Here is a 24304-nt window from a genome sequence, read left to right as displayed (position 1 = left end):
AAAATTAAGGAGATGTTATGAGTCTTTATGACAGAGAATATACCCAATCATTTAACTATACACAAGCTAGTGACAATGCACTTGTAAGCTTTGTAAAAACAACTTATAAATTTTTTGCAGGAAGCCTTTTACTCGCAACTTTGGGGGCAATTATAGGTTTTATGTTTTTTGAAACTGTAATAACTTATAGATGGGCATTCTTTATTGCTGAGATTGCAGCATTTTTTGGATTAATGTTTAGTAGAGGAAAGGTAGGGATTAATCTTTTAATGCTGTTTGCTTTCACAACTTTGAGTGGAATCACTCTTGTTCCTCTCCTTGGCTTTGTCATTGCAAAAAGTGGTATTTGGGCAGTAGCTAATGCACTTGGAATGACAACAATTATTTTTGGTGCGATGAGCCTTTATGCCATCAAGACAAAAAGTGACTTAGCCAATATGGGAAAAATGCTTTTTATTGCATTAATTGTTGTTGTAGTTTGCTCACTGATTAATATCTTTCTTGGTTCTTCAATGTTCCAAATTATCATTTCTGGAGTCAGTGCAATTCTTTTTAGTCTTTATATTGCTTATGACACACAAAATATTCTTAGAGGTGCATACGAAAGCCCTATTGATGCAGCTATTTCACTCTATTTAGATTTTCTCAATCTTTTTATTTCCATCTTACAACTTATTGGACTTACAAGCAATAAGGAATAATCCTTTTCCTGCCCTTTTAAGGGCAGGAAAATTCCTCAACATTTCTAAGCCTGAAGAAAGAAACAAGGCCCCTTTTTTAATTTCAAGGAGTTTTGGTTATAATACTTAGTATTTCCTAATTCTTATTTTTCTAAGGTAAAAGAATGAAGCGCTATATTACAACTCCTATTTATTATGTTAATGATATCCCTCATATCGGACACGCCTATACAACAATTATTGCTGATTTTCTTAAGCGATTTTATGCTCTCAAAGGAGATGAGACTTTTTTACTTACCGGCACAGACGAACATGGGCAAAAGATTGAACAATCTGCAAGTGCAAGAGGAAAAACACCTATGGAGTATGCCACAGAAGTCAGTACAAAATTTAGACATCTATGGGATGAGTTTGGAATTGATTACGATCACTTTATAAGAACAACTGATGATTATCATATCAAGTCTGTCCAACTTGCATTTGAAAAAATGTTGCAGAAGGGGGATATCTATAAGGGTGAGTATGAAGGGCAGTATTGTGTGAGCTGTGAGAGTTTTTTTACTTCTACTCAGCTTAAAGAAGGAAAATTCTGCCCTGATTGTGGAAAACCAACAAATCAAGTCAAGGAGGAAAGCTACTTCTTTGCTCTCTCAAAATATCAAGATCAACTTTTAGCATGGTATGAGAGTAACCCTATCTTGCCAAGTTATCGTCAAAATGAAGTCATTAACTTTGTAAAACAAGGACTCAATGATCTCTCTATTACTCGAACAACCTTTGAGTGGGGAATTGAAATTCCTAAACAAAATGGAGAAAAAAAACATATTGTCTATGTTTGGCTAGATGCATTACTTAATTATATAAGTGCTTTAGGGTATGGGGGAAATGAAGAGAAAATGCATCTTTGGGAAGGGGCAATTCATCTTGTAGGGAAAGACATCTTACGATTCCATGCAATTTATTGGCCAGCATTCTTGCTCTCTTTGGGGATACCTTTGCCTCAAAAAATCTATGCTCACGGCTGGTGGCTTAATGAAGGTCAAAAAATGAGCAAGAGTATTGGTAATGTCATTAACCCCAAAGAAGTTAGTGATGAGTTTGGTAATGATATTTTCAGATTTTTCCTCTTACGTGAAGTACCTTTTGGGCAAGATGGGGACTTTTGTATCAATGCCCTTATTGAGCGTATTAACTCTGAATTGAGCAATGATTTAGGAAACCTACTCAATCGCCTTATAGGAATGAGCGAGAAATATTTTTCCCTCTCTCTAGCTTCCTCTGAGGCTCAAAAGTTCTTTCCTCAAGAAAGTCAAGAATTGCAAAATCTTATTGTTCAAGCGCTCTCTTTTGTAGAAAATGCACAATTTCATCGCTATCTTGAAGAAGTATGGAAAATCTTTTCTTTAGCCAATGCAATGATCACACGCTATGAACCTTGGAATCTCATGAAAAATGAGGAAAACCATAAAACGCAAGCCTTGCTCGTCTTTTTATGCAACGCCCTATATAAAGGGGCCTTGCTTTTTGCACCTATTATGCCAATCACTGCTAGAAAAATTGCCGATGCTCTAGGAATGAAAATTGCTCCATCAAACTTTCAACAAATGATCTTGAACCATCATTTTCAAAATCATTTTAAATTAGAAAAAATTGCTCCACTTTTTCCAAAAGTAGAAAAAAGAAAAAAGGAAGAGATACTGCAAGAAAATAAAAAAGAAGAGCCAAAACAACAAGAGAATAAAACCCCTCAAATTAAAATTGATGACTTTTTGCTCTCAGATTTAAGAGTAGGAGAAATTCTAGAGGCAAAAAATGTAGAAGGCAGTGAGAAACTTTTGCTTTTTAAGGTGGATTTGGGCGAAGAAAAGCCTAGACAAATCATTTCAGGAATTGCTCAATATTACAATCCTCAAGATTTAATTGGCACTCAAGTTTGTGTTGTAGCAAATCTCAAACCAGCTAAGCTTATGGGTCTTTTAAGTGAGGGAATGATCCTTTCTGTCAAAGATGCAAATGGTTTAAAACTTATTATTCCTCAAGAGAAAAGAAAAAATGGAAGCAAAATTGGCTAAGGAAAAAAATGAGAGTTAATGAAATTGTAGAAATCTTTCATGGAAATCTGCTGAATAATCCACCGCTTTCTATATTTGAAAATGTGACTACAAATCTTGCAAAAGTGCAAAGGGGAAGTCTTTTTATAGCAACTACCCCAAAGAGTGCCAAAGAAGCGATTGCTCTTGGGGCATATGGAATCGTATTTGAAGATGGTGATATGCCTATGATTGATAATGAAGTGGCATGGATTAGAGTGGATTTACTCCAAGATGCAATCACACGCTTTATTCGTTTTCATTTATTGATGAGAAATATCTCCTTGCTCTATCTCTCAAATATTGAATTTGATATTGCAAAAGAAATTATTGATGATGAAAGCACTTGTATTTTAGAAGGAGGATATGGGGATCTCTTAGAAGTGATCCAAAGAGAAAATCTTAAAAACCTCATTCTTAAAAACTCCACACTTCTTGAACTTTCTTTGGAAAATATTCCTATCCATCGTCCAGAAAATATCCCTTTTAGAGTGATTTCTTGCACACTTTTTGATAGCAAAATTTATTTTAATTCACAACGCAATACTCTCTCTCTTCCAAGTATTTTTCTCAATGAACTTGCAGCAGTGATTACAATGTGCCAAGCCCAAAATATTCACATTTCACTTGAAAAATTCCAAAGCATTCCACATCTTAAGCCCAATTTTGTAGATTCTAAAAATCATCTTTGTAAATATGGACAAACAGGCAGAGTCATTATTGCTGAGGAAGATTTAAATGCATTCAAAGAATACAGTGGTTACATTCTTGCCAATGCAAAATGGGCAAAAATTGCCCTCTTTATTCCTCAAGCATATTATGAGATTTTCTCAACAGTTGCCACCTGTTATGCCTATAACAGTCCTCAAAATCTTCTCAAAGAACTTCAGCGACCTTATAATTTTGCCATTATCTTGGGTGTTAATGATGATTTCTTACTCCAAAACCTCCAACCTCAACCTCAAAGTGGGAGCCTTTTTGATGATTGATTCTTTAAGGCAAGAAGCCCAAAAAAAGCTTCTTGCTAAGAATATTGTCCCCTTAATTGAGAAAATCAGTGCCCTTCCCTCACTACAAGCTTCTTTAGAGCTTAATGAAAGTATAAAAATCAATTTTACATCTTTAAATCAAAAGGAAAAAAAGCAGATTTTAGAATGTGCCTTGGCTTTAAAACCTTGGCGAAAAGGTCCTTTTGAGCTTGGAGATCTAAGAATTGAGAGTGAGTGGAATAGTTCAATCAAATGGAATCTTCTCACCCCTTATCTTAATCTAAGGGACAAAGATATTGCAGATATTGGATGCAATAATGGTTATTATATGTTTCAAATGCTCTCCCACTCCCCTAAAAGCATTACAGGTTTTGATCCCTATGCTCTATTTAAATGCCAATTTGACTTTATCAATCATTTTATTAAAACTTCTATTGTTTATGAAATGCTGGGGATTGAACATCTAGAGAAATATGGTAAAAAATTTGATATGATTTTTTGTATGGGCGTGCTCTATCATCGCACAGATCCTATAACTACACTTAAGACTCTTGCAAAATCTCTTAAAAACGGGGGGGAAGTAATTTTAGATACATTAATTTTGCAAACTCAAGAAGATCTTGCTCTCTGTCCTAGAGCAAGCTATGCAAAAATGAGTAATGCCTATTTTATCCCTTCCCCTTCTGCACTGCAAGGATGGTGTGAAAGGGCTGGATTTGAGAGCGTGGAATTGCTAGAAATTAAACAAACCCAAAATAATGAACAAAGAAAGACCCCATGGATAGATACAATGAGTTTGGAGGATTTTCTCTCTCCATATGATCTAAATTTAACAATTGAAGGTTATCAAGCTCCTATTCGTGGATATTTTAAACTTAAAAGGAAGTAATTATGGAAGAAAATTTTGAACAAAATAATATTGAGCTTCAAACCTGCACTGCTCTTAAATCTGAACTTTGTGGAAGTATTGTAAAAATGACTTATGAAGAAGTGATCACTAAATTTGTCCCTACAAAACAAATGATTAGTGATGAGAGCAATCTTATTCATTCTGGCTTTATTTTTAATGCTGCAAATTATGCTGCAATGTGTCTAGCCAATCAACCTCATGCTATTACCATTGGTTCAGAAGTGGAATTCTTAGCTCCTGTCGAGTTTGAACAAGAAATGATGTTTTTAGCCACAATCAAACAATCTAATAGCAAAAAATTTGAAATTAGCGTTAAGGGAACATTACTAGATATTAAGATTTTTGAAGGCACCTTCCATATTGCAGTTTTTGAAAAACAGCTATTCAAGCTTAATTTCAAAGATTAGATTAAATATTTTTTAACTTTTTTATATATATAAATTTTAACAAGAATATCTAAAAAGTTAAGATTTTAATTCTTTGTATTTATTTTGTAACATTTTGTATCATACCCCCACAATCTTTGAGAAAAATTTTCATTTTTTTGCTATTTAGAGTATTGTAGAGGGTTACTATCCTATTTACATCAATTCACAAATACGTAAAAAGGAGAAAAAATGAAACGAATTGAACATGATTTTCTAGGAGATCTAGAAATTGCTGAAAATGTCTACTATGGAGTACAAACCTTTAGAGCAATGGAGAACTTTAATATCTCTCATGATCGACTCCAAAACTTTCCAGGATTTATTATTGCACTTGCACAAGTTAAAAAAGCAGCTGCTTTAGCAAATAATGAATTAGGACTTTTGAGCAATGAGCTTAAGAACTATATTTGTCAGGCCTGTGATTTAGTAATAAGTGGAAAATATAATGACCAATTTGTTGTGGATATGATTCAAGGAGGTGCTGGAACAAGCACAAATATGAATGCAAATGAAGTAATTGCAAACATTGCCCTTGAGCTTATGGGACATAAAAAAGGTGAGTATAAATATTGTCATCCAAATGATCATGTTAATCTAAGCCAAAGCACAAATGATGCATACCCAACTGCAATAAGGATTGCAATCTATGATAAGCTTACAGAACTTGCTGAGAGTATGAAATTTCTTCAAGCTTCTTATGACAAAAAGGCTGAAGAGTTTAAAGATATTCTTAAAATGGGAAGAACTCAACTTCAAGATGCTGTTCCTATGACTCTAGGAGCCGAATTTAAAACCTTCTCCGTGATGATTGGAGAAGATATTGACAGAGTGCTTGAAGCAAGAAATCTTATTAGAGAAATGAATCTTGGCGGAACTGCAATTGGAACAGGTATGAATTCTCATCCTGATTATGCAAAGGTTGTAGAACAAAAACTCCAAGAAGTGACTGGAAAACCATTTATTACTGCTGGAAACCTGATTGAAGCAACGCAGGACAATGGCGCATATGTCCAAGTTAGCGGTGTACTTAAACGTGTGGCCGTTAAGCTCTCAAAAGTATGCAATGACCTACGACTTCTAAGCTCTGGGCCAAGAGCAGGGATCGGTGAAATTGTATTGCCTAAAATGCAGCCTGGAAGCACAATTATGCCTGGTAAGGTCAATCCTGTAATCCCAGAGGTCGCTAATCAAGTATGCTTTATGGTTATTGGAAATGATGTAACTGTCTCCTTTGCAGCTGAAGCTGGGCAACTCCAACTCAATGTCATGGAGCCAGTATTAGCCTATGCACTCTTTAACTCAATGGAAATGCTCTCAAAAGCAATGCGAACTCTTGCAAGCAAATGCGTAGATGGAATCATTGCTAATGCAGATGTGTGCAGGAGCTATGTCTTTAACTCGATTGGCATTGTAACAGCACTCAATCCTTATATTGGATATGAAAATTCAGCCTCTATTGCAACTGAAGCACTTAAGAGCGGAAGGGGTGTAAGTGAGATTGTATTAGAGAGAGGGTTACTCACTCAAGCTCAACTTGATGAAATTTTTAAACCCGAAAATATGTTGAAACCTCATATGACCAGTGAGGACAAAGCTAAAATGCAATGCTGATTTTAAAAGACAAGGAGAAAAAATGCTCGCCTTAGAAATTATTGTCCTCTTGGGGACAATTTTTATAGGAGTAAGACTAGGAGGGATTGGAATAGGCTATGCTGGAGGGCTTGGTGTAGTTATCCTAACTCTAATCTTTGGACTAAAACCGGGTGCAATTCCTACTGATGTCATTTTAATTATCGCTTCAGTGATTGCTGCAATTTCAGCAATGCAGGTTGCGGGGGGAATGGATTACTTAGTTGATTTAGCAGAAAAAATTTTGAGAAAAAATCCAAAATATATTAATTATCTGGCCCCATTAATCACTTATGCTTTAACACTTTTTGCAGGAACTGGACATACAGCATTTTCAATGATGCCTGTGATTGTCGATGTTGCAAAGAGTGCAAATATTAAACCCTCAGCACCTCTAAGTATTTCTGTTGTAGCCTCTCAAATTGCCATTACTGCCTCACCTATTTCAGCAGCAGTTGTATATATGACAGGAGTATTAGAGTCTTTTGGAATGAGTTATTTAACACTTTTAGGAATCTGGATTATTACAACCTTTAGTGCATGTATGCTCACAGCCTTTATCATCAGCACTTTTAGCTCACTGGATTTAAGCAAGGATAAAATCTATCAAGAGAGATTAGCAAAAGGACTTGTCAGCAAACCCAAACCTCAAAATGAACGTCATATCAGTGTTGAAGCAAAGCGCTCTGTCTATTTCTTTGCGCTAGGGGTTGTGTGTGTTGTCATTTATGCATGTGCAATCTCAAAAAATATTGGACTGATTGATCCTGTTGTTTTACCAAGAGATGGGGCAATTATGAGTTTTATGCTTACTGTAGCAACCCTGATTGTCTTTTTCTGCAAAGTTCCTCCTGCAAAAATCCCTGATAGCAGTGTTTTTAAAAGTGGAATGGTTGCTTGCATCTGTGTTCTTGGGATTGCTTGGCTTGGAGATACATTTGTAAAAGCTCATATTGAAGAGATCAAAACTTATGCTTCAGCCATTGTAACCGATTATCCTTATTTGCTTTCTGTTGGACTTGTCTTTGGTTCAATGCTCCTTTATTCTCAAGCTGCAACTTCAAAGGCTCTAATGCCTGCAGTTATTGCGGCACTTGGAATCAATGCAGGACACACAGAAAATATTTATATTATCGTGGCTTCATTCGCAGCTGTAAGCGCACTTTTTGTCCTCCCTACTTATCCCACACTTTTAGGGGCTGTGCAAATGGATGATACGGGAAGCACAAAGATTGGAAAATATATCTTTAATCACTCTTTTATGATTCCAGGATTGCTTGCTATTGCACTGAGTGTATTATTTGGCTTTATTCTTGCACCCATAATGCTCTAATGGAGGAAACCTCCTCCATTTTGGCTCTACTTTTTTGGGTATAGAAAGATTTTTGGATATTTTTGATTAGAAATTGACTAAAATTTAATTTTCAAGGGGTGCTTAGAGTTTTCTAGGCTGAGATCATACCCTCATAACTTGTCGGATAATGCCGTCGTAAGGAAAGAAAATATGGAATTTCTTAAACTCCAATTTACAAATCTCTCTTTGAGATTCTACACTTTGCTTTTTCTCACCTGCTCTTTTGTTGTTATGCTCTCTGTTTTAAATCATGGAGGAGTATTGAGTATCGTTGTGGCAGTATTGGGAATTATTTATGTATTTTTTGCAGGAGAAGGAAAATTTATTTGCTTCTTTTTTGGCATCCCCTATTCACTTTTATATGCCTATATTGCCTATGAAAATAAACTTTATGGCGATATGATGCTCAATATTTTATATCTACCCATCAATTTTGCTGGAATCTTTATGTGGAAAAATCACCAAAATCAAGCAAAAACAAAAATTACAATCACCTCTTTAAACATAAAAGAAATCATATTTTATAGCCTATTAATCACCTTTGCAACTTATATTTATGGAATGTATCTACAAAGTCTTAATGCCTCTTTTGCCTACCTCAATGCCTTTAGTGTAATGGCTCAGATCCTTTCTTTTTATCTACAAGTCAAACGCTATGTGCAAAGCTATCTTTTAGTCACCTTAGCCAATATCGCTACAATTATCATGTGGTGGCTTATTTATGATACAAGCAAAGAACAAATTGCACAATTACTTAATATCATCATTTTCTTTATAGCGGGGGTGTATTACTATTTTGTGTGGAGGGGAGAAATGAAGAAACAAGAGGTGGAAAATCAATGAAAGCTACAATTCTTGCCAATGGTGATTTTCCAACATTAAATTCGCTCATTAATGAGCTAAGAGAGGCAGAGTTTTTAGTTGCTTGTGATGGGGCCGTATGTCATCTTGAACAATTAGAGATTCAACCAGATATTATTATTGGTGATCTAGACAGCATTACAGAGAGACTCAAAGAAAAATACTCCCAAAAAATTATCCACATCAAAGAACAAGAAAGCAATGACTTATCTAAAGCTTTTTTTTACTGCGTGGATTTAGGATATGATGATTTTAGTATTCTTGGGGCCACAGGAAAAAGAGAGGACCATACGATTGCAAATATTTCTTTACTCTCTATCTATATTCATCATTGCAAAAGTGTTGTGATTAAAAGTGATTTTGGCACCTTTAGTGTCCATAAAACTCCTTGTAAAATTTCAAGCCAAAAAGGTCAGCAAATCTCAATTTTTACCCCCAATCCCAACACTCTACTTACCTCTAAAGGACTCAAATATCCCCTTCATCATCTTGCCCTACCCCTTTGGGCAAAGGGTACTCTTAATGAAGCAAGAGGAGAATATTTTACACTTCATTCTCAAAAAGAAGGAGAATGTGTCATCCTTTATCATGCATTGATTCATTAAAAATATTCCATTGGTTTTTTATTTTATAGATTTTTATCGCACGTCACCTGTAGAGTTTAAATCACAAAATATCAACTAAATATTAATTATTTTTTATAAGAATAGTAGAGTAACTTTAATTTCAAGGAACATTTAATGATTACACCCCAAGACCTATTTTTACAAAGACGAAAATTTCTATCTCTAGGGATAGGAGCAATGGTTAGCCCATTCTTAATCGATGAACTTATGGCACAAACTCCTTATGGCAAACCGCTTGATTATCTCAAAGATACAAATCCCTCACTCAAACCCACAAAAGAAAATGATGCAACAAGCTATAACAATTTTTATGAATTTGGTTTTGGTAAAGATGATCCAAAAGCTAGAAGCAAAGGATTTCAACCCACTTCTTGGGAGCTTACAATCAGCGGAGAAGTCCAAAATCCCCTCACAATTGAACTTGAGGATCTGCTTAAGCGAGTTAAGCTACAAGAGAGAATCTATCGTATGCGATGTGTAGAAGCCTGGAGTATGGTAATCCCTTGGATAGGTTTTGAGCTTAGAGAACTTATCAATCAAGTCAAACCCACCTCAAAAGCTAAATATATTCAATTTACAACCCTGTATGATCCTAATATATTCCCCATGCAAAGAAGCCTGTTTTCTGGGATTGACTTCCCCTATGTAGAGGGATTAAGATTAGATGAGGCCAATCATCCCCTAACCTTACTTGCTGTTGGAATGTATGGTAAACCTCTTTTGCCTCAAAATGGAGCGCCTATCCGCCTAGTTGTACCTTGGAAATATGGCTTTAAATATATCAAATCAATTAACAAAATAGAATTTACCTCAACCCAACCCCTTAGCACTTGGGAGAAGCAAAATTCTAGAGAATATGGATTCTATGCCAATGTCGATCCTCAAACCCCACACCCTCGATGGTCGCAAGCAAGTGAGCGCTTAATTGGAGAGCGTGGAAGAAAGCCCACCCTTTATCTCAATGGTTATGAAAAAGAGGTGGGGCATTTATATGAGGGAATGGATAGGAGCAAACTCTATTGAAAAAACTTCTTGGAATAGGAATTTTTCTAGCCATTTTAATGGGAGGATTTTATATTCTCCTAGAGATTGAGGGGAACCTTACAGATCCCACAAAGATTTTTTATCAATGGAGTGGCTGGATAGCTTATGGGGCACTGGTTGGAGGATTAGTCCTTCCCTTTGGAAAATGGTGGGGGCTTTTTGCATTGCTTATGGGACTTTTGCACTCAAGCGTCTTTGTGTTTTTTGATTTTTATTTTGATTGGGGATTGATGCTTGCAGAAATCATTAAAAAACCCTATATCTATGCTGGAGTTTTTGGACTTATTCTTATGATAATCCTTGGAATTTTCTCTTTAGGTAAAAAATTTTATTCTATTCTAAGATATGGAGTATATGGGGCAGTGATCGGCTCACTTGTGCATATTGTTATGATTGCCAAGGTCCTCTCTTGGCAGATTTGGGGAGTTATTCTTGTAAGTGTAGGGATATTAGGAATTAAAATGAAATTCATCCCCTTTTATCTATTGACCCCCACAAAAAAGAGAGTGACTAATCAAAATAAATCTATGAAAAAAAAATTTTCACCAAAAGAACATGATTTCTAACACGATGCTGATTATCGCATCAATAGAGCAACCCACCTTTTGTAAGCCTCAATAATGAGAATCTTACAATCATCTTTAAATTAAACTCTCATCAATAAAAAGAGAATTGCTAGGAAAATTTTCACGATCAACATAATCGTATTTCTAAAGAAACAATAATTGATACAATCATCGTATTATTAAGATATGAGAAACGTTACCTTTTTATGAATATTTTAAGTTTGGAAGATGGTGTTGGGGGGGGGGGGCATTTATATCTTAAAAGAGAAATGTTGAAGTAATGGATTTCAAAAATATAAATAATTCAAAACTTAAGATATAATCTTAAAATCAAAATCTAAAAAGTGTATTTAGTATTTTTAGATTTCGAGAATTTTAAAAGTGAGATTTTTATGAAAACAAAAATACTAAGTATCGCAGTAGCAAGCCTTGTGTGTGCAAGTATGGCAGAGGCTAGATTTTTTATTGGACTTGATGTGGGCTATACATCAGCAATCAGTGAAACTAATGGGGGTGTCAGCGGAAGTGGTAATACACGATTCTTAAGTGTAAAACCTAGTTCTTGGAGCAGTGCCTTTAAAACAAAAACTTGGAGTGGAACTTTTGGAACTCCAAGTGGGACAACTTCAACTTTTACCCAAGATCCTTATTCAGGCTTTAATATTAATCTTAATTTTGGAAGTGAGCATTTTTTCTTAGACGATTATTTGGGAATCCGAGTTGGGGGACTTGTAGGCTATACAAGCTATTCAAATTCCACTCGAATTGAAACATCAGCTCAGTATGGGAGAAATCTAATTGGGATTAAAGAAACTTATGACTTTTTGGATGCTGGAATCAACTTTGATCTGATGGTGAATTTTTGGAGCAATGGATCATACAGTTTTGGTGTTTTTGGTGGTGTAGAGGTAGATTATCATTATTTGCTTGATTTCAATAATTCAAAGACACGTGAGAGTGCAAAAGATTTTCCCTCTAGGCATGCCTTCGACCTTGCTGGGCGTGTAGGGGTTAGCACACTTATGGCAAATCATCATTGACTAGATGTTCTAGCAAAACTTCCAATTGGATCTGTTATTTCAGGAACAGAGACAAAAGCCAATCTCATCTCTGTGTTTCCAACTATTAACATCAATGTAGGCTATAAATATATTTTCTAATTTTTACTCAGATTTTTTCTGAGCAAAAATTCACACTTCTCCTTTTACCATCTGTAACAACATTACCTTTTATTTACTTTTTTCACTCTCTTTTCTTGACTTATGCTCAATAATCTAGATAAAATTTGAAAGTTGGGTTTCAGGGACTTTCTTTAAAGTCTTCTGAACTCTGCAGAAAACTTAAAGATAAGGAATCCCTATGTTAAGCCCTAAACAGAGAGTTTCTCTTGCACTCTCTTCACTACTGATTTCCTCACAAGTTTACGCTATTGATGTAAGTTATCAATCTCATATCAAGCCCTCTGCAGTGGCACTTGATGCACTAAGACACAAAGGAAATAATACTCCTAAAATTAAAGAATCTTCTAATGGTATCTCTGTTATAGATATTGCAGATGCAAATAATGCAGGAATTTCTAATAACTATTTCACAGATTTTAATGTGGGCAAAGAGGGCTTAATCTTTAATAATTCTAAGGATTTGTTTGTAAATACCACTCTTGCAGGTTATATCAATGGAAATTCTAATCTTAGTAATGAAGCTTCTCTTATTCTTACACAAGTCACAGGCTCAAATCCCTCCTCACTCCTAGGGGTAATGGAGATAGCTGGAAAAAGAGCTGATTTAATCATTGCTAATCCTAATGGAATCACTTGCAATGGCTGTGGGGTTTTAAATGCTAAATCTTTTACACTCTCCACAGGTGTAATTTCTCAAGAAGAAATCAATAGGGTTGATCATATTAATGAGCTTAACAAAACTCTAACAATGATGACTCAAAGAGGACATATCAATATTGAAGCTTTGAATACAAGCAATACAGCAAAGCTCAATATCATTGCTAAAAGTGCATCAGTCAAGGGAAACCTTATAGCAAATGATTTGCGGTTGATTTTGGGGGAGAATAAAGTCTTCTTTGATTTAAGCAATAAAAGTGATGCTTCCCTCCTCCTGTATGAAGCAATCACTACAAAGAATGCCAAGGGAGAAGAGCAAAAAGCCCTAGCTCTTGATGTGACTCATTTAGGAAGCGTGGTTGCCAATAGCATCTATCTAGTAGCCACAGATGAGGGAGTGGGAGTAAGAAACTCAGGAACTCTAGCAACAACTGGAAGTAAGATAAAAGGGGATGGAGGATTTGTTATTGATGTTAATGGGATTGTTACAATCTCTGCTCCTGAAAATGCAAAAAGCACACTTGATCAAGAGAGTATCTCCCCTACTCTTAGCTCTAGTGCAAATTTAGATATCAGAGCAAAAGAGCTTCATAATGGCTCAATCATCTCAGCAAATACGGATGTGAATATCACCGCAGAGAAGGTGGAGAATATTTCAAGGTATGAAGTCAAAGAGGTTGTAACAAGCTATACAGAAGATTCTTGGTATGTGAATATGGGGACAAATAAGATTTTTGATAAGCGATGGAAGGTCGAAGAACAAGTGCAAAACTACTCCCCCGCCATTATTCAAGCAGGAAATAATCTCACTATTACAGCAGGCAGTATTACAAATGATATGGGCAATCTCAATGCTACAAATGAGGCAGTGTTTAAAACAAAAGAGAGCTTTATCAACAAAGCTCCAGAGCTGAAAGTAAAAGTATATCGCCATCACTATAAGAGGCGAAATATTGATACAAAAATCGTAGAGACCTACCACGAGGAGATAGAGAACTCTTGGTATGCCCAAAACAATCTCCCCCAATATAATCTCCAAAACCTCCTCCTCTGCAATCAAGAAAAAATCCTCTCCAATGCCCTAATATTTGCTTCAACTCCAAACTACACACAAGAGAGTAGAGAAGAGTATGTAAGCCTCTCTTCCTATCTTGCCTCAGACTCTTATAAAGAGTATGTCAAATCTCACTACCACAGGGATCCAAACTACTCTAATGCACTTCTGCAAAAAGAAATAGAACTTGCCGTGCTAAAAGAGACCTACAGACAACAAAACACCCAAGCGCTCAATAGTGCATTTGAAAACCTAGAGAGAAGATTGCAAGAGATAAAAGAAGCAAAGCAAAATATTGACCCTAACACTCTTACAAGTGCAGGAATTAGTGCAGAGAGTGTGAAAATTGAAGGTGGAGAAATTACAAATAGCGCTCTCATAGAGGCGGGGTATATCGCAATCATCGGAGATAAGGTATTCAATGAGAATGGAGAGATTACCTCACGAGGAGATCTCAATATCCAAGCAGGAGATTTTAAAAACTTTGGAGCTGACTTAATTGCGGGGAATGATTTAACTATCAATGCTGATAATGTAGAAATTGGGACAATTCGTTTCAAAACTAGTGATCTTGGGAGTGTGGGCAATAAAACCTCAGATCTCTTTGGAAACAACATCACAATCACTTCAAACTCTGATGCAACATTCACATCAGTCAATATGGAAGCAAATAATAATCTCTCAATCAATGCAAAAGATAATATTCTCTTTGATACTGCCCAAAATATCTCAATCACTCAAACTTCAAGCTCAAAAACAAAGATTGGGTGGTTTAAAACGACAAAAACCACTATCACCACCACAACCACAACAAAAACAAATATTGCCAATTCCCTAAAAGGCAATAATATTTCTATCTCTGCAGGAAATAACTTAAAGGGCTTTAATATCAAAACAGATGCAAAAGAAAATCTAGCTCTAAATGCAGGAGGTGATCTCACTCTAAGCACTAAGGAAGATGAAAAAAATATTGAGGAGCATAAAGTAGAAAAGAGCTTTGGCTTTAAAACACATAAAGAAAGTAATCCTATTAGAAAAAGTGTGGGGATTTCTTTAGGCTATACACAAACAACAACGGATACAAACACAACAATCACTACTCATAATAATCAAACTCTAAGTGCAAAGAATATTAGCCTTACATCAGGAAAGACAGCAAGATTAGAATCTATTGATACAAAATCAGAAAATATCTCCATACAAGCAAAAGATATAACCATTACAGCTAAAGAAGATAAGTTTGAGGAAACGATTGATAAAAAAGAAGAGTTCTGGGGATTAGGAGTGAGTGTAGGGGTCAATACTTATATTCCTAGCTTAGAAGTTGGAGGAGGCTTTGCCAATACAGAGATTTCATCTCAAGACTCTCTGTATCGCACAAGTGCTTCAAGTGCCAATATCAATGCAAAAAATATCACAATCACTACAGCAGATAAAAAGGGTAATCCGCAAGGGGATATTAATATCATAGGCTCTAATCTTAAGGGTGATGAAATGGCTCTTTTGGGAAAAAATATAAGAATCAAAGCATATGAAACAAAATACAAGCAAACTCATACAAGCACTTCTAAAACTAAATTCCAACTAGGTATGTAAGCTGGGATAGGGGTAAATGGACTGACTGTAGGGGTTGAAGGGTATCAAATTGTAGGACAGCCTATTGTCGCAATCTTAAATGCAAGAAATGATACAAATACAAAACTCCCCCCTCAAAAACTCAACACTAGCTATGAGCAAACAAGTGGAACTTCTCACACAGGAAGCACTCTAGCAGGAAAGAATATTACTATCACTTCAGAGAGAAACACGGGCATTATTGGCTCTTCTATTCACGCCACAGCAGACACTACAATCACAGCTAAAAATCTCAATGCCATTGCAAGTATTGATACAAAAACAGGATATGCCTATAATCTAGACTATGGGATTAATAGTAATGTTGGCTACTCTTTTCCTTTTTATGCAGATTTACGAGCAGATGCCTATGCACAAGGAGGCGCTGTAGGCTCTGCTTCTACACATGTCAATAATGCCTCAATCCAATCAGCCAATCTCACAATCCACACAACAAAAACTCCAATCAATCTTTCTCAAGCAGAAGAAAATCATAAAAAAATAGGAAATAATCTTAAAAAGCTTGGCGAAAATATTAAGAAATATCTCCAAGCACAAAAAACAGGCAATAAATTCCAACAAACTATCGCTCTAGCAGGGATCACTTCAAATGCAGCAATAGCACTAAACAATATAAAAAAGAGTATAGCTCTTGATAAACAAAACCTTAGTGCCTATGTGGATAATCTCTTATTTGGCAATGTCAATCTATTGGGAGGAAATCTTAAAGCCAACAATATCAAGATGAATGTCGCAGGAGATCTCAATATTTCAAGCATACAATCCCACTCTGCAAGTGGGAGAGCTGATATTGAAGCAAAAACAGGAAGCATTATTTCTGCCCCACTTCTTCAACCCCTTGAAGCAGAAGGAAAACTCCAAGGCAATCTTAGTGCCACCATTCAAGAGCAAGCAGGGATAAAAGCTGATAAAGTTGAGATTACAACCAATCGCAATATAGGACTAACCAATGCTTATATCTCTGCTACAAATAAAGATTCTTCTATCAAATCTCATTCAATGACAAAATTAGATCTTAAAGATGTGAGTCTGGATATTCAGCAAGATGTTGGCGTTAAGGGAATTCTAACCCTTGACCAATGGTTGATACAAGGAATAATTATGGGAGGATTTGGAGATATTAAGGATAATTTTAATAATAGGAAAATAATTCCTGCATTTAAAAAGCTTAGCGATATAGCCCACCTTAAATTTGGAGACAATAGCTCTTCTCTCTCAGGCTCTATCACTTCTCGCCCCTCTAGCATCTCTAAAGATATCAAAGTAGAAATAGGAGATGATAAAAGAGAACCAAAGAATATCTTTAGAGGAGAAGCTCAAGAAGCAGTAAAAACACAATCAATCAAATTTAGCCATTCTAATAATGAAAAATTTTGGACTAAAAAATAAGGATAAACAATGAAAAAACTATTACTTACTCTATGTTTAATTTTTGGAATTGTAAATGCAGAAGACATTACATCAAATTCAGATATTGGGCAGTGGAGGACTTTTATAGGAGTTGAAGGGGGAGTGGGGTTGTATAGTATTATGACTTCAGCTTTTTTTGCGCACTTCAATACTTACTTAGGAGGAAAAAAGCCCTATGCTGATTCTTTGGGGTATAACCTTGCTCTGCAAGTGGGGTGGCAGAAGTATTACTCTGAGCATTTTGGGAAACGTTTTATTCTCTCTTTGCGTGGAGATTATATGCAAAATTATGGAAAGTATGATGATGGGGATAAGCAATTTCCTCTAGGCAATGGCTATGGCTTTATGTTCTCTTTTATTACCGATTGGCTTTTTGATTTCTCTGTGCAAGATAAGAAACGATATGGAATGTTTGTGGGGTTAGGGATTGATGTGTTGGGATTAGATTGGATTCAAAAAGCTTCTAATAGATTGGGAGTCGCCCTTTCTTTTGTGGCAAGATTTGGATTTAAAGCTCAAATTGAAAATGATGTATTTGATATTACTCTTAATATTCCAACTTTTGGGCTAGCTTCAGGACCTAGCCTTGATCCTAATTGGAAATTTGGAGACTTTCTTAATGTCCCTATCAACTCCACTCTAACTCTAGGCTACAAACACCTCTTCTAGGAGAAACAATGAAAAAAGTTATTTTATGCGCATTGCTTTTCACACAAAGTTTTGCAGTAGGGTTTATAGATAGTCTTTTTATGAGTGATGCAGAAAAAAGAGAACAAGCAAGAATTGAAGCAGAACAAAAGAAACGCACAAAGCACTTCTTTGGAGTTGAGGGGGGAGTAGGATACTATGATTTTGCATATGCTCTTTTTGCTACAGGCAATCCACTTCTTGCTGGTAAAACACTAGCATCGACTTTAGGTTATTCTGTAGGGATTTTAGGAGGTTGGCAACGCTATGATTATGAAAAAGTAGGGATTCGCCATACTTTTGGGGTTAAATATGATTGGGGATATGATATGGGGAAATTTGGAGGGAATGAGCAATTAGATTATAGAGGGAATGATTTTTATATTTTTGGACTCTTGTATTATGCAATAGATGGTTTATTTGATCTTGTAAAAACCAGTGGGAATAGATTTGGAATAAATTTGGGAATATCCTTTGATTTTAATATGAACTACAGCAAAAACGAGAAAGAGGGAAACAAACTAATTGGTGGAGGTGGCATTATCGGGCGATTAAGACTAGGGGTTTATACACAAGTAGAGAATAATATATTTGATTGTATTCTTAGCTTCCCAACACTTGGTGTTGGTTTTGGAGAAATGATGATGCCCTCCACCCTCACCCTTGGCTACAAACATCTCTTCTAACGAAATGATAGGGAACTAAGAAATAAGGAAAAACGATGAAAAAGCCATCACTCTCTAAGCAATTGGTAAATCTCTATGCTCTCACTCCCTAGATTTCTCTCCTTTGTTTTTATAGGATTCTCTTTAGGTCTTGCCTCTTGTTTTCCTATTAGCACCATTGAGTTTGTCCCCTCAGAGACTTCACTAAAAGTCATTGAAAAAGAAAAGATCTTTGATGAGCTTACTTTTTTAAACTCTTATCTCTCTTCCTTTGCTCACTCTTGCCTAAGTGTTTCAGAGATTTCTCTTCTTTTAGAAGAACTCAATAAGAGTGCGATTAAAGAGGGGTATATCACTACAAAATTTGGGCTTATTCCTCAAGATCTTAAAAGCGGGGTTTTAAAGATTGGCATAGAGGTGGGAATCATCGATGAATTAGAATTTAGAGATAACTCCACTTTAATGTTTTTCTCCAAAGATTTTGCAATTAAAAAAGGAGATATTCTTAATAATAAAGAAATTGAATTTGGATTAAGCAATATTAGAAGAAATAAATACCTAGACCCTAAAGTCATCATCACTCCCTTAGGAGAAGGAAGCCGAGTAGAGATTGTAGTGAATAAGAAAGCTTTGCCTCTCTTCTTTAGTGCCACACTTGATAATGGGGGAAGCACAGGAGTGAGAGACTATGGCTCAAGCTCTTTGGATAAATTTAAAAGCTTTTTGACTAGCAATATCCAATCAAGTTTTCTTTTTGGGATAGAAAATCCTACTTATCTAGGGGATACTCTCTCTTTTTTTATCAACAATTCCATTCCTTTTACTCAAGGAGCTCATTGCTTATATGCTTCTGCAAGTTATGCCCTACCCATTAGAAGAGCTCTTCTTGAGTTGAGTGGCTCTTACTCTCAAAGTGCCTCTACTTTAGAGCTTGATTTTAGCTCACCAATTAACTCTAGCAAATCTTGGAGCTTTAGCTCAAAGCTAAGTTATTTACTTCTAAGCAATGTATTTCACTCTTTGTCTTTAGGCATAGGGTGGAATATCAAAGATACTAAAAACTTCTTAGACAAAGTTGAGTTAGAAGTGCAAAGAAAATTTTTAAGTGATGTGTCTTTGTTTTTAAACTATAAGCATTACTTTGGGATTTCTGAGTTTATGATGACTCTCTCACTTCTTCAGGGAATCTCTGCCTTTGGAAGTAATAAAATTTTAGGAGATCATAACCCCTATCTCTATACGATCCCCACTCTTGATTTCTATCTCAATATCCCCTTTACTCTTGCAAATCAAAGCTTTAACTTTAGCTCAATGCTTAAAACTCAAATCTCTCAGAGTGATTTGTATGCCAGTGAGAAAATGAATATTGGAGGGAGAGCAAGTGTGAGAGGATTTGATGGATTATCTTTAAGTGAACAGATTGGAGTGATTTATAGAAATGATCTAGTGATTTATCTCCCAAGTGTTGCAGGAGTTATCTTTGCCCCCTCCCTAGGACTTGATGCAGGATATGTGCAAGATTTTAAAGAAAGTGTAGATCAATATAATTTTCTCTCAGGGGGAGGGGTGGGAATTAAGATGTTTGCATCTTATTTTAATATGGAGTTTTGGTGGTATTATCCAATCTATAACCCCTATAAGGTGCAAACACAGAGTTTTTATCTAAGCTTTGGGGTGAATGTGTGAAATGCTAGATTAAACACTGACCCTATCTCTTATTAAAAACTTAGCCATAGAAACAAATCACACAAACTCCCCCTAAATTTTAATCTTCACTCCACTTCTTTTCTAGCTCCAAAAGCCCTCTCTTTTTCTCCTCCCCTAGCACATAGTTTCCTATTTTTCCATTTTTGCAAATCACCCGATGACAGGGAATAAGAAGCAAGAGAGGATTCTTACCCAAAGCATTGCCTAGAGCTCTTGCAGAGTTTGGAGCATTGATTTTAAGTGCTAAGTCTTGATAACTCAAGGTCTGTGCATAGGGGAAAGAAGAGAGTGTTTGATAAATTTTTCTCTCAAACTCACTCCCACTCAAAGCAAAGGGGAGGGAAAAAGTCTTTAACTCTCCTTTAAAATAAGCCCTAAGCTCACTCATTGCCTCTTGAAGCAGCGGGGTTGGAGAGGCAGAAGCATTAGAGGGGAGAAGTGAGAAGTTTTGATGAAGTGCAATAATCCTCTCCTCTTGCTCTAAGATAAAAAACTCTCCTATAAAACTATGAAAAACTCCATAATTCACTCATTACTCCAAAGCTAGGTTTGTTAAAATCTTGAATCTGATTTTTTCTAAAGGATTTTACAATGGATTATAAAGAAAGTATGAAACTTCCTCAAACAGATTTTCCAATGCGTGGAAATCTTCCAAATAACGAGCCTCTTACCTATAAAAAATGGCAGGAGCAAAAAGCATTTTTACAAATGCAAAACCAAAGAGATCCGCTAAGAAGCTTCACACTCCACGATGGCCCACCTTATGCCAATGGACATCTTCATGTCGGACATGCTATTAATAAAATCCTTAAAGACATCATCATAAAATTTCATTATTTTCAAGGGGAATATCCCTACTATACCCCTGGCTGGGACTGCCATGGGCTTCCTATTGAACAACAGGTAGAGAAAAAAATTGGAAAAGAAAAAAAAGATTCTCTGCCCAAAGCAAAAATTCGTGAACTTTGCAGAGAGTGGGCAAGAAACTTTGTTGATATCCAAAGTCAAGAATTTCAATCCTTAGGGGTTTTGGGAGATTTTGAAAATCCCTATAAAACAATGGATTTTGACTTTGAGGCTGATATTTATCAAGTGCTTTGTCAAATTGCACAAAATGGACTTCTAGCCCAACGCTATAAGCCCATCTATTGGAGCTGGGCAGCTAAAAGTGCGCTTGCAGAAGCAGAGGTAGAGTATCAAGAAAAAATTAGCGATTCTATTTATGTCGCCTTTGCTCTTAGCCCTAAAAGTCTTGAAAAACTTGGTGTGCAAAAAGCCTCATTTGTGATTTGGACAACCACTCCTTGGACACTCCCTGCAAATGTAGCCATTGCCCTCAAACCTGATGAATGTTATGTGCTTACAAGTGAGGGATACATTATTGCAAAAGCATTGCTAGAAACCCTGCTTCAAAAAGATGTTTTAAAGGAGGGGAAAATCATCAAAGAGTGGAATTCAAGTGAGCTAGAAAAACTTGTTGCACTCAATCCTCTCAATGGCAGAGAAAGTCTCATCATCCTTGGAGATCATGTTGTGATGAGCGATGGAACAGGCTGTGTGCATACAGCTACAGGACATGGAGAAGATGACTATAGGGTGGGATTAAAATATGGCCTACCTGTATTTGTTCCTGTGGATGATGGGGGGAATTATAATGAGCTCATTATTCTTGAGGGGCTATTGGATAAGGAATTTTTAGGCAAAAATATCTTTGAATCTCAAGAGAAGATTATGACTCTTCTTGGTGCTTCATTGCTTAAGGCCCAAAAGATTAAGCACTCCTACCCTCATTGCTGGAGAACACACCAACCTGTGATTTTTAGAGCCACAACACAATGGTTTATCTTAATGGACAAGCCTTTTTATCAGGGCAAAACATTAAGAGAAATTGCATTAGAGCAGATAGAAAAAGTTGCCTTCTATCCTGAAAGTGGAAAAAATCGCCTTAAAACAATGATTGAAAATCGCCCTGATTGGTGTATTTCAAGACAGAGAGACTGGGGGGTTCCTATTGCCTTTTTTATTGATAAAAAAAGTGGGGAAGCCTTGCTAGATGCTGAAGTGATGAAACATCTTCAAAATATCTTTAGGACTGAAGGATGTGATGCGTGGTGGAGTAAGAGCATACAAGAGCTTCTGCCCTCAAATCTCAAACATAGGGCAGAAGAATTTGAGAAAAATTTAGATATTTTAGATGTCTGGTTTGATAGTGGAAGCACTTGGAAAGCAGTTTTACAATCTAGCAAATATAATAGCGGAAACTATCCCGCAAACCTCTATCTTGAAGGGAGTGATCAGCATCGAGGATGGTTTCAAAGCTCACTCTTGCTCTCTTGTGCACTTAATGGCAAAGCTCCTTTTTCTATGGTGCTTACTCATGGCTTTAGTGTCGATGAAAATGGAGAGAAAATGAGCAAAAGCAAGGGAAATGTTATTGCCCCTGAAGAAATACTCAAAGAGTTTGGGAGTGAAATTCTTAGACTTTTTATAGCAAGCAGTGATTATCAAAATGACTTAAAAATTTCAAAATCTATCCTTAAACAAGTCGCAGAGTCTTACCGAAAAATTAGAAATACTTTAAGATTTTTACTTGCAAATACCAATGATTGTAAAGAAATTTTAGGACTTGAACATTTCTCAAAAATTGATAAATGGGCATATCAAGTGGCGATGCAAACCTTTGATAGAATCCAAGAATGCTTTAGAGAATTTGACTTTGTCAAAGGAATTGCACTCTTGCAAAATTTCATCACCAATGAGCTCAGTGGAATCTATCTTGAACTCTGTAAGGATAGTTTGTATTGTGATGAGGTGGGAAGCAAAAAAAGAGAAGCGAGCCTTAGTGTGATGGCAATCATTGCAAGAGAGATGCTCTATTGTATCGCCCCAATCCTCACCTATACTGCCAATGAGGCTCTAGGCTACGCAAGTGAGGCTATCACAGAGGGGAAAATCAAAGATGTTTTCTCTCTTTCAAGAAGTCCCTATCGCTATGAAGTCAATGAAGACTTTAAGGAATTATTAGAGATTAAAAATGCTTTTGAATCTGCACTCAACACGCTTAAGCAAGAGGGAGAAATCAAAAGTTCCCTTGAACTTGCTGTAGTAAGTGAATATGAGTTTGAGGCCCTTGATGTATGGCTCATTGTCTCTGAAAGTCTTAAAGAGGGTTCTGGGGAGAAGGTCGCAGAGTTTGAAGTTAATGGCAAGATTTTCAATCTTCATAAAAGCACAAAACACAAATGTCCAAGGTGTTGGAGATATCTTTCTTTAGAGGAGAATACTCCTTGTAAGCGATGTGCTGACGTGCTAGAAAAAATGTGCTGAAGCTTTAGTGGGGGGGGGGGCTATAAATTAGCTCCCCTAGAAAACATATTTATAGCTCACAAGAGCTTGAATGTTTTGGTAAGTGAAGATGAATGTGTCATCAACTTTTATTTGTGTAGTGTTATTGAGCACATCTTCATAATCATAGTGTTTAGAGTTTATTGTTTTTGCCATAGGGATTTTTGCCATAACCTCAACCCGATGATTCTTATTCACCAAAGTGCTAAATCCTGCACGTAAAAATGCATCTTGAGCCACTATCTTATTACCCACATAAACATCAGTTGAGACATTATTGACAGTATATGTCAATCCCATGACACTTTGTTTTTTTGGGTTAAGATCTGTTATGGCATATTCGACACCTACAAAAAATCCACTTGTGAGTTTCTCTTCCACAAGAAAATTGACTAAGAAATCTGTGTTGAACCCATAATGTATAGTATTAAGCTGAGTTTTTCTACTTTCAACTTTGCCCCAACTTATTCCATATCCTCCAAAAATTCCCCATCTCCAGCCAAAATACTGCGATTGGATAAAATGTTCAGTCCCTAAAACAAGATTTCCCACCACTCCATTTTCTCTCAAATTTACTCTCTTGTTTTCTTGAACTGGACCATTGGGTGTTAGATTTATTGAATAATGATATATTTTGTTCTCAAATTGTGAAAGATTTCTAAGATACCCTCCCTCAACTCCTATGTAAAACCTAGCTTCTGCCACACCTACACACAATAAAGAAGATATAAAAACCCCTAATAATTTTGTTTTCATCTTTCGCTCCTTTAAAAAAGTCTCTCTATT

Annotated in this window: 20 protein-coding genes, 1 pseudogene and 1 riboswitch; of the genes and pseudogenes, 19 read left to right on the top strand and 2 right to left on the bottom strand. The window is 36.1% G+C overall.

Annotated features, from left to right (window positions below; genetic code table 11):
* Positions 1-17 precede the first annotated feature (17 nt).
* The 18 genes and pseudogenes from CQA62_RS01415 to CQA62_RS01335 all read left to right on the top strand — a co-directional run bounded on the left by CQA62_RS01415 (position 18) and on the right by CQA62_RS01335 (position 20152).
* The gene (locus CQA62_RS01415; protein ID WP_104724000.1) at positions 18-701 is read left to right on the top strand and encodes a Bax inhibitor-1/YccA family protein; all 684 of its coding nucleotides are present in this window, start codon (positions 18-20) and stop codon (positions 699-701) included.
* 143 nt (positions 702-844) lie between these two features.
* Positions 845-2752 carry a methionine--tRNA ligase gene (gene metG / locus CQA62_RS01410; protein WP_104723998.1) on the top strand — a complete coding sequence of 636 codons (1908 nt, stop codon included), beginning with the start codon at positions 845-847 and terminating at the stop codon, positions 2750-2752.
* A gap of 8 nt (positions 2753-2760) precedes the next feature.
* Positions 2761-3759, top strand: a complete 999-nt coding sequence (locus CQA62_RS01405) for a hypothetical protein (RefSeq protein WP_104723996.1) — start codon at positions 2761-2763, stop codon at positions 3757-3759.
* Positions 3752-4648 carry a tRNA 5-methoxyuridine(34)/uridine 5-oxyacetic acid(34) synthase CmoB gene (cmoB, locus tag CQA62_RS01400; RefSeq protein WP_104723993.1) on the top strand — a complete coding sequence of 299 codons (897 nt, stop codon included), beginning with the start codon at positions 3752-3754 and terminating at the stop codon, positions 4646-4648. Before CQA62_RS01405 ends, cmoB begins: the two co-directional genes overlap by 8 nt.
* Before the next feature lie 2 nt (positions 4649-4650).
* Positions 4651-5076: a thioesterase gene (locus CQA62_RS01395; protein WP_104723990.1), complete on the top strand. Its 426-nt coding sequence runs from the start codon at positions 4651-4653 to the stop codon at positions 5074-5076.
* Positions 5077-5286: 210 nt separating this feature from the next.
* Positions 5287-6708, top strand: coding sequence for an aspartate ammonia-lyase (gene aspA / locus CQA62_RS01390; protein ID WP_104723987.1), 1422 nt, complete (start codon positions 5287-5289; stop codon positions 6706-6708).
* 22 nt (positions 6709-6730) lie between these two features.
* The gene (locus CQA62_RS01385; protein ID WP_104723983.1) at positions 6731-8059 is read left to right on the top strand and encodes an anaerobic C4-dicarboxylate transporter; all 1329 of its coding nucleotides are present in this window, start codon (positions 6731-6733) and stop codon (positions 8057-8059) included.
* An 84-nt stretch (positions 8060-8143) separates the two neighbouring features.
* A riboswitch (TPP riboswitch) is annotated at positions 8144-8240 on the top strand.
* On the top strand, positions 8231-8923 hold the full coding sequence (pnuC, locus tag CQA62_RS01380; protein WP_104724208.1) for a nicotinamide riboside transporter PnuC: 693 nt from the start codon (positions 8231-8233) through the stop codon (positions 8921-8923). (Overlaps the previous riboswitch by 10 nt.)
* Positions 8920-9546, top strand: coding sequence for a thiamine diphosphokinase (locus CQA62_RS01375; RefSeq protein ID WP_104723980.1), 627 nt, complete (start codon positions 8920-8922; stop codon positions 9544-9546). The genes pnuC and CQA62_RS01375 overlap by 4 nt, the downstream gene beginning before the upstream one ends.
* A 135-nt stretch (positions 9547-9681) precedes the next feature.
* Positions 9682-10590, top strand: coding sequence for a protein-methionine-sulfoxide reductase catalytic subunit MsrP (gene msrP / locus CQA62_RS01370; protein ID WP_104723978.1), 909 nt, complete (start codon positions 9682-9684; stop codon positions 10588-10590).
* Positions 10587-11177 (top strand): ferric reductase-like transmembrane domain-containing protein, encoded by a 591-nt coding sequence (locus CQA62_RS01365; RefSeq protein ID WP_104723975.1) that lies wholly within the window; start codon positions 10587-10589, stop codon positions 11175-11177. The genes msrP and CQA62_RS01365 overlap by 4 nt, the downstream gene beginning before the upstream one ends.
* Before the next feature lie 392 nt (positions 11178-11569).
* Positions 11570-12217, top strand: coding sequence for an outer membrane beta-barrel protein (locus CQA62_RS01360; RefSeq protein ID WP_104723972.1), 648 nt, complete (start codon positions 11570-11572; stop codon positions 12215-12217).
* Positions 12218-12536: 319 nt separating this feature from the next.
* Positions 12537-15665 (top strand): filamentous hemagglutinin N-terminal domain-containing protein, encoded by a 3129-nt coding sequence (locus CQA62_RS01355; protein ID WP_115585102.1) that lies wholly within the window; start codon positions 12537-12539, stop codon positions 15663-15665.
* A gap of 6 nt (positions 15666-15671) precedes the next feature.
* A pseudogene (locus CQA62_RS07070) lies at positions 15672-16076 on the top strand (hemagglutinin repeat-containing protein); the annotation flags it as partial.
* A gap of 285 nt (positions 16077-16361) precedes the next feature.
* On the top strand, positions 16362-17093 hold the full coding sequence (locus CQA62_RS01350) for a hypothetical protein (RefSeq protein WP_428839055.1): 732 nt from the start codon (positions 16362-16364) through the stop codon (positions 17091-17093).
* A 9-nt stretch (positions 17094-17102) separates the two neighbouring features.
* The gene (locus tag CQA62_RS01345) at positions 17103-17783 is read left to right on the top strand and encodes an outer membrane beta-barrel protein (RefSeq protein ID WP_115585100.1); all 681 of its coding nucleotides are present in this window, start codon (positions 17103-17105) and stop codon (positions 17781-17783) included.
* Between the two features lie 8 nt (positions 17784-17791).
* On the top strand, positions 17792-18487 hold the full coding sequence (locus CQA62_RS01340) for a hypothetical protein (RefSeq protein WP_104723952.1): 696 nt from the start codon (positions 17792-17794) through the stop codon (positions 18485-18487).
* A 75-nt stretch (positions 18488-18562) separates the two neighbouring features.
* Positions 18563-20152 (top strand): ShlB/FhaC/HecB family hemolysin secretion/activation protein, encoded by a 1590-nt coding sequence (locus CQA62_RS01335; protein ID WP_104723950.1) that lies wholly within the window; start codon positions 18563-18565, stop codon positions 20150-20152.
* Positions 20153-20231: 79 nt separating this feature from the next.
* On the opposite strand, the gene CQA62_RS01330 is transcribed toward CQA62_RS01335, so the two are convergent.
* Positions 20232-20702, bottom strand: coding sequence for a methylated-DNA--[protein]-cysteine S-methyltransferase (locus tag CQA62_RS01330; protein ID WP_104723948.1), 471 nt, complete (start codon positions 20700-20702; stop codon positions 20232-20234).
* Between the two features lie 62 nt (positions 20703-20764).
* On the opposite strand from CQA62_RS01330, the gene ileS reads away from it, so the two are divergent.
* Positions 20765-23500 carry an isoleucine--tRNA ligase gene (ileS, locus tag CQA62_RS01325; RefSeq protein ID WP_104723946.1) on the top strand — a complete coding sequence of 912 codons (2736 nt, stop codon included), beginning with the start codon at positions 20765-20767 and terminating at the stop codon, positions 23498-23500.
* Positions 23501-23536: 36 nt separating this feature from the next.
* Here the strand turns inward: ileS and CQA62_RS01320 are convergent, their stop codons facing one another.
* Positions 23537-24274 carry an outer membrane beta-barrel protein gene (locus CQA62_RS01320; RefSeq protein ID WP_104723944.1) on the bottom strand — a complete coding sequence of 246 codons (738 nt, stop codon included), beginning with the start codon at positions 24272-24274 and terminating at the stop codon, positions 23537-23539.
* Between the last annotated feature and the right edge of the window lie 30 nt (positions 24275-24304).

The sequence above is a fragment of the Helicobacter cholecystus genome, from assembly GCF_003364215.1.
GTDB lineage: Bacteria > Campylobacterota > Campylobacteria > Campylobacterales > Helicobacteraceae > Helicobacter_G > Helicobacter_G cholecystus.
Note: the sequence above shows the minus strand (reverse complement) of the source record. Positions and strands in the feature narration are given on the sequence as shown.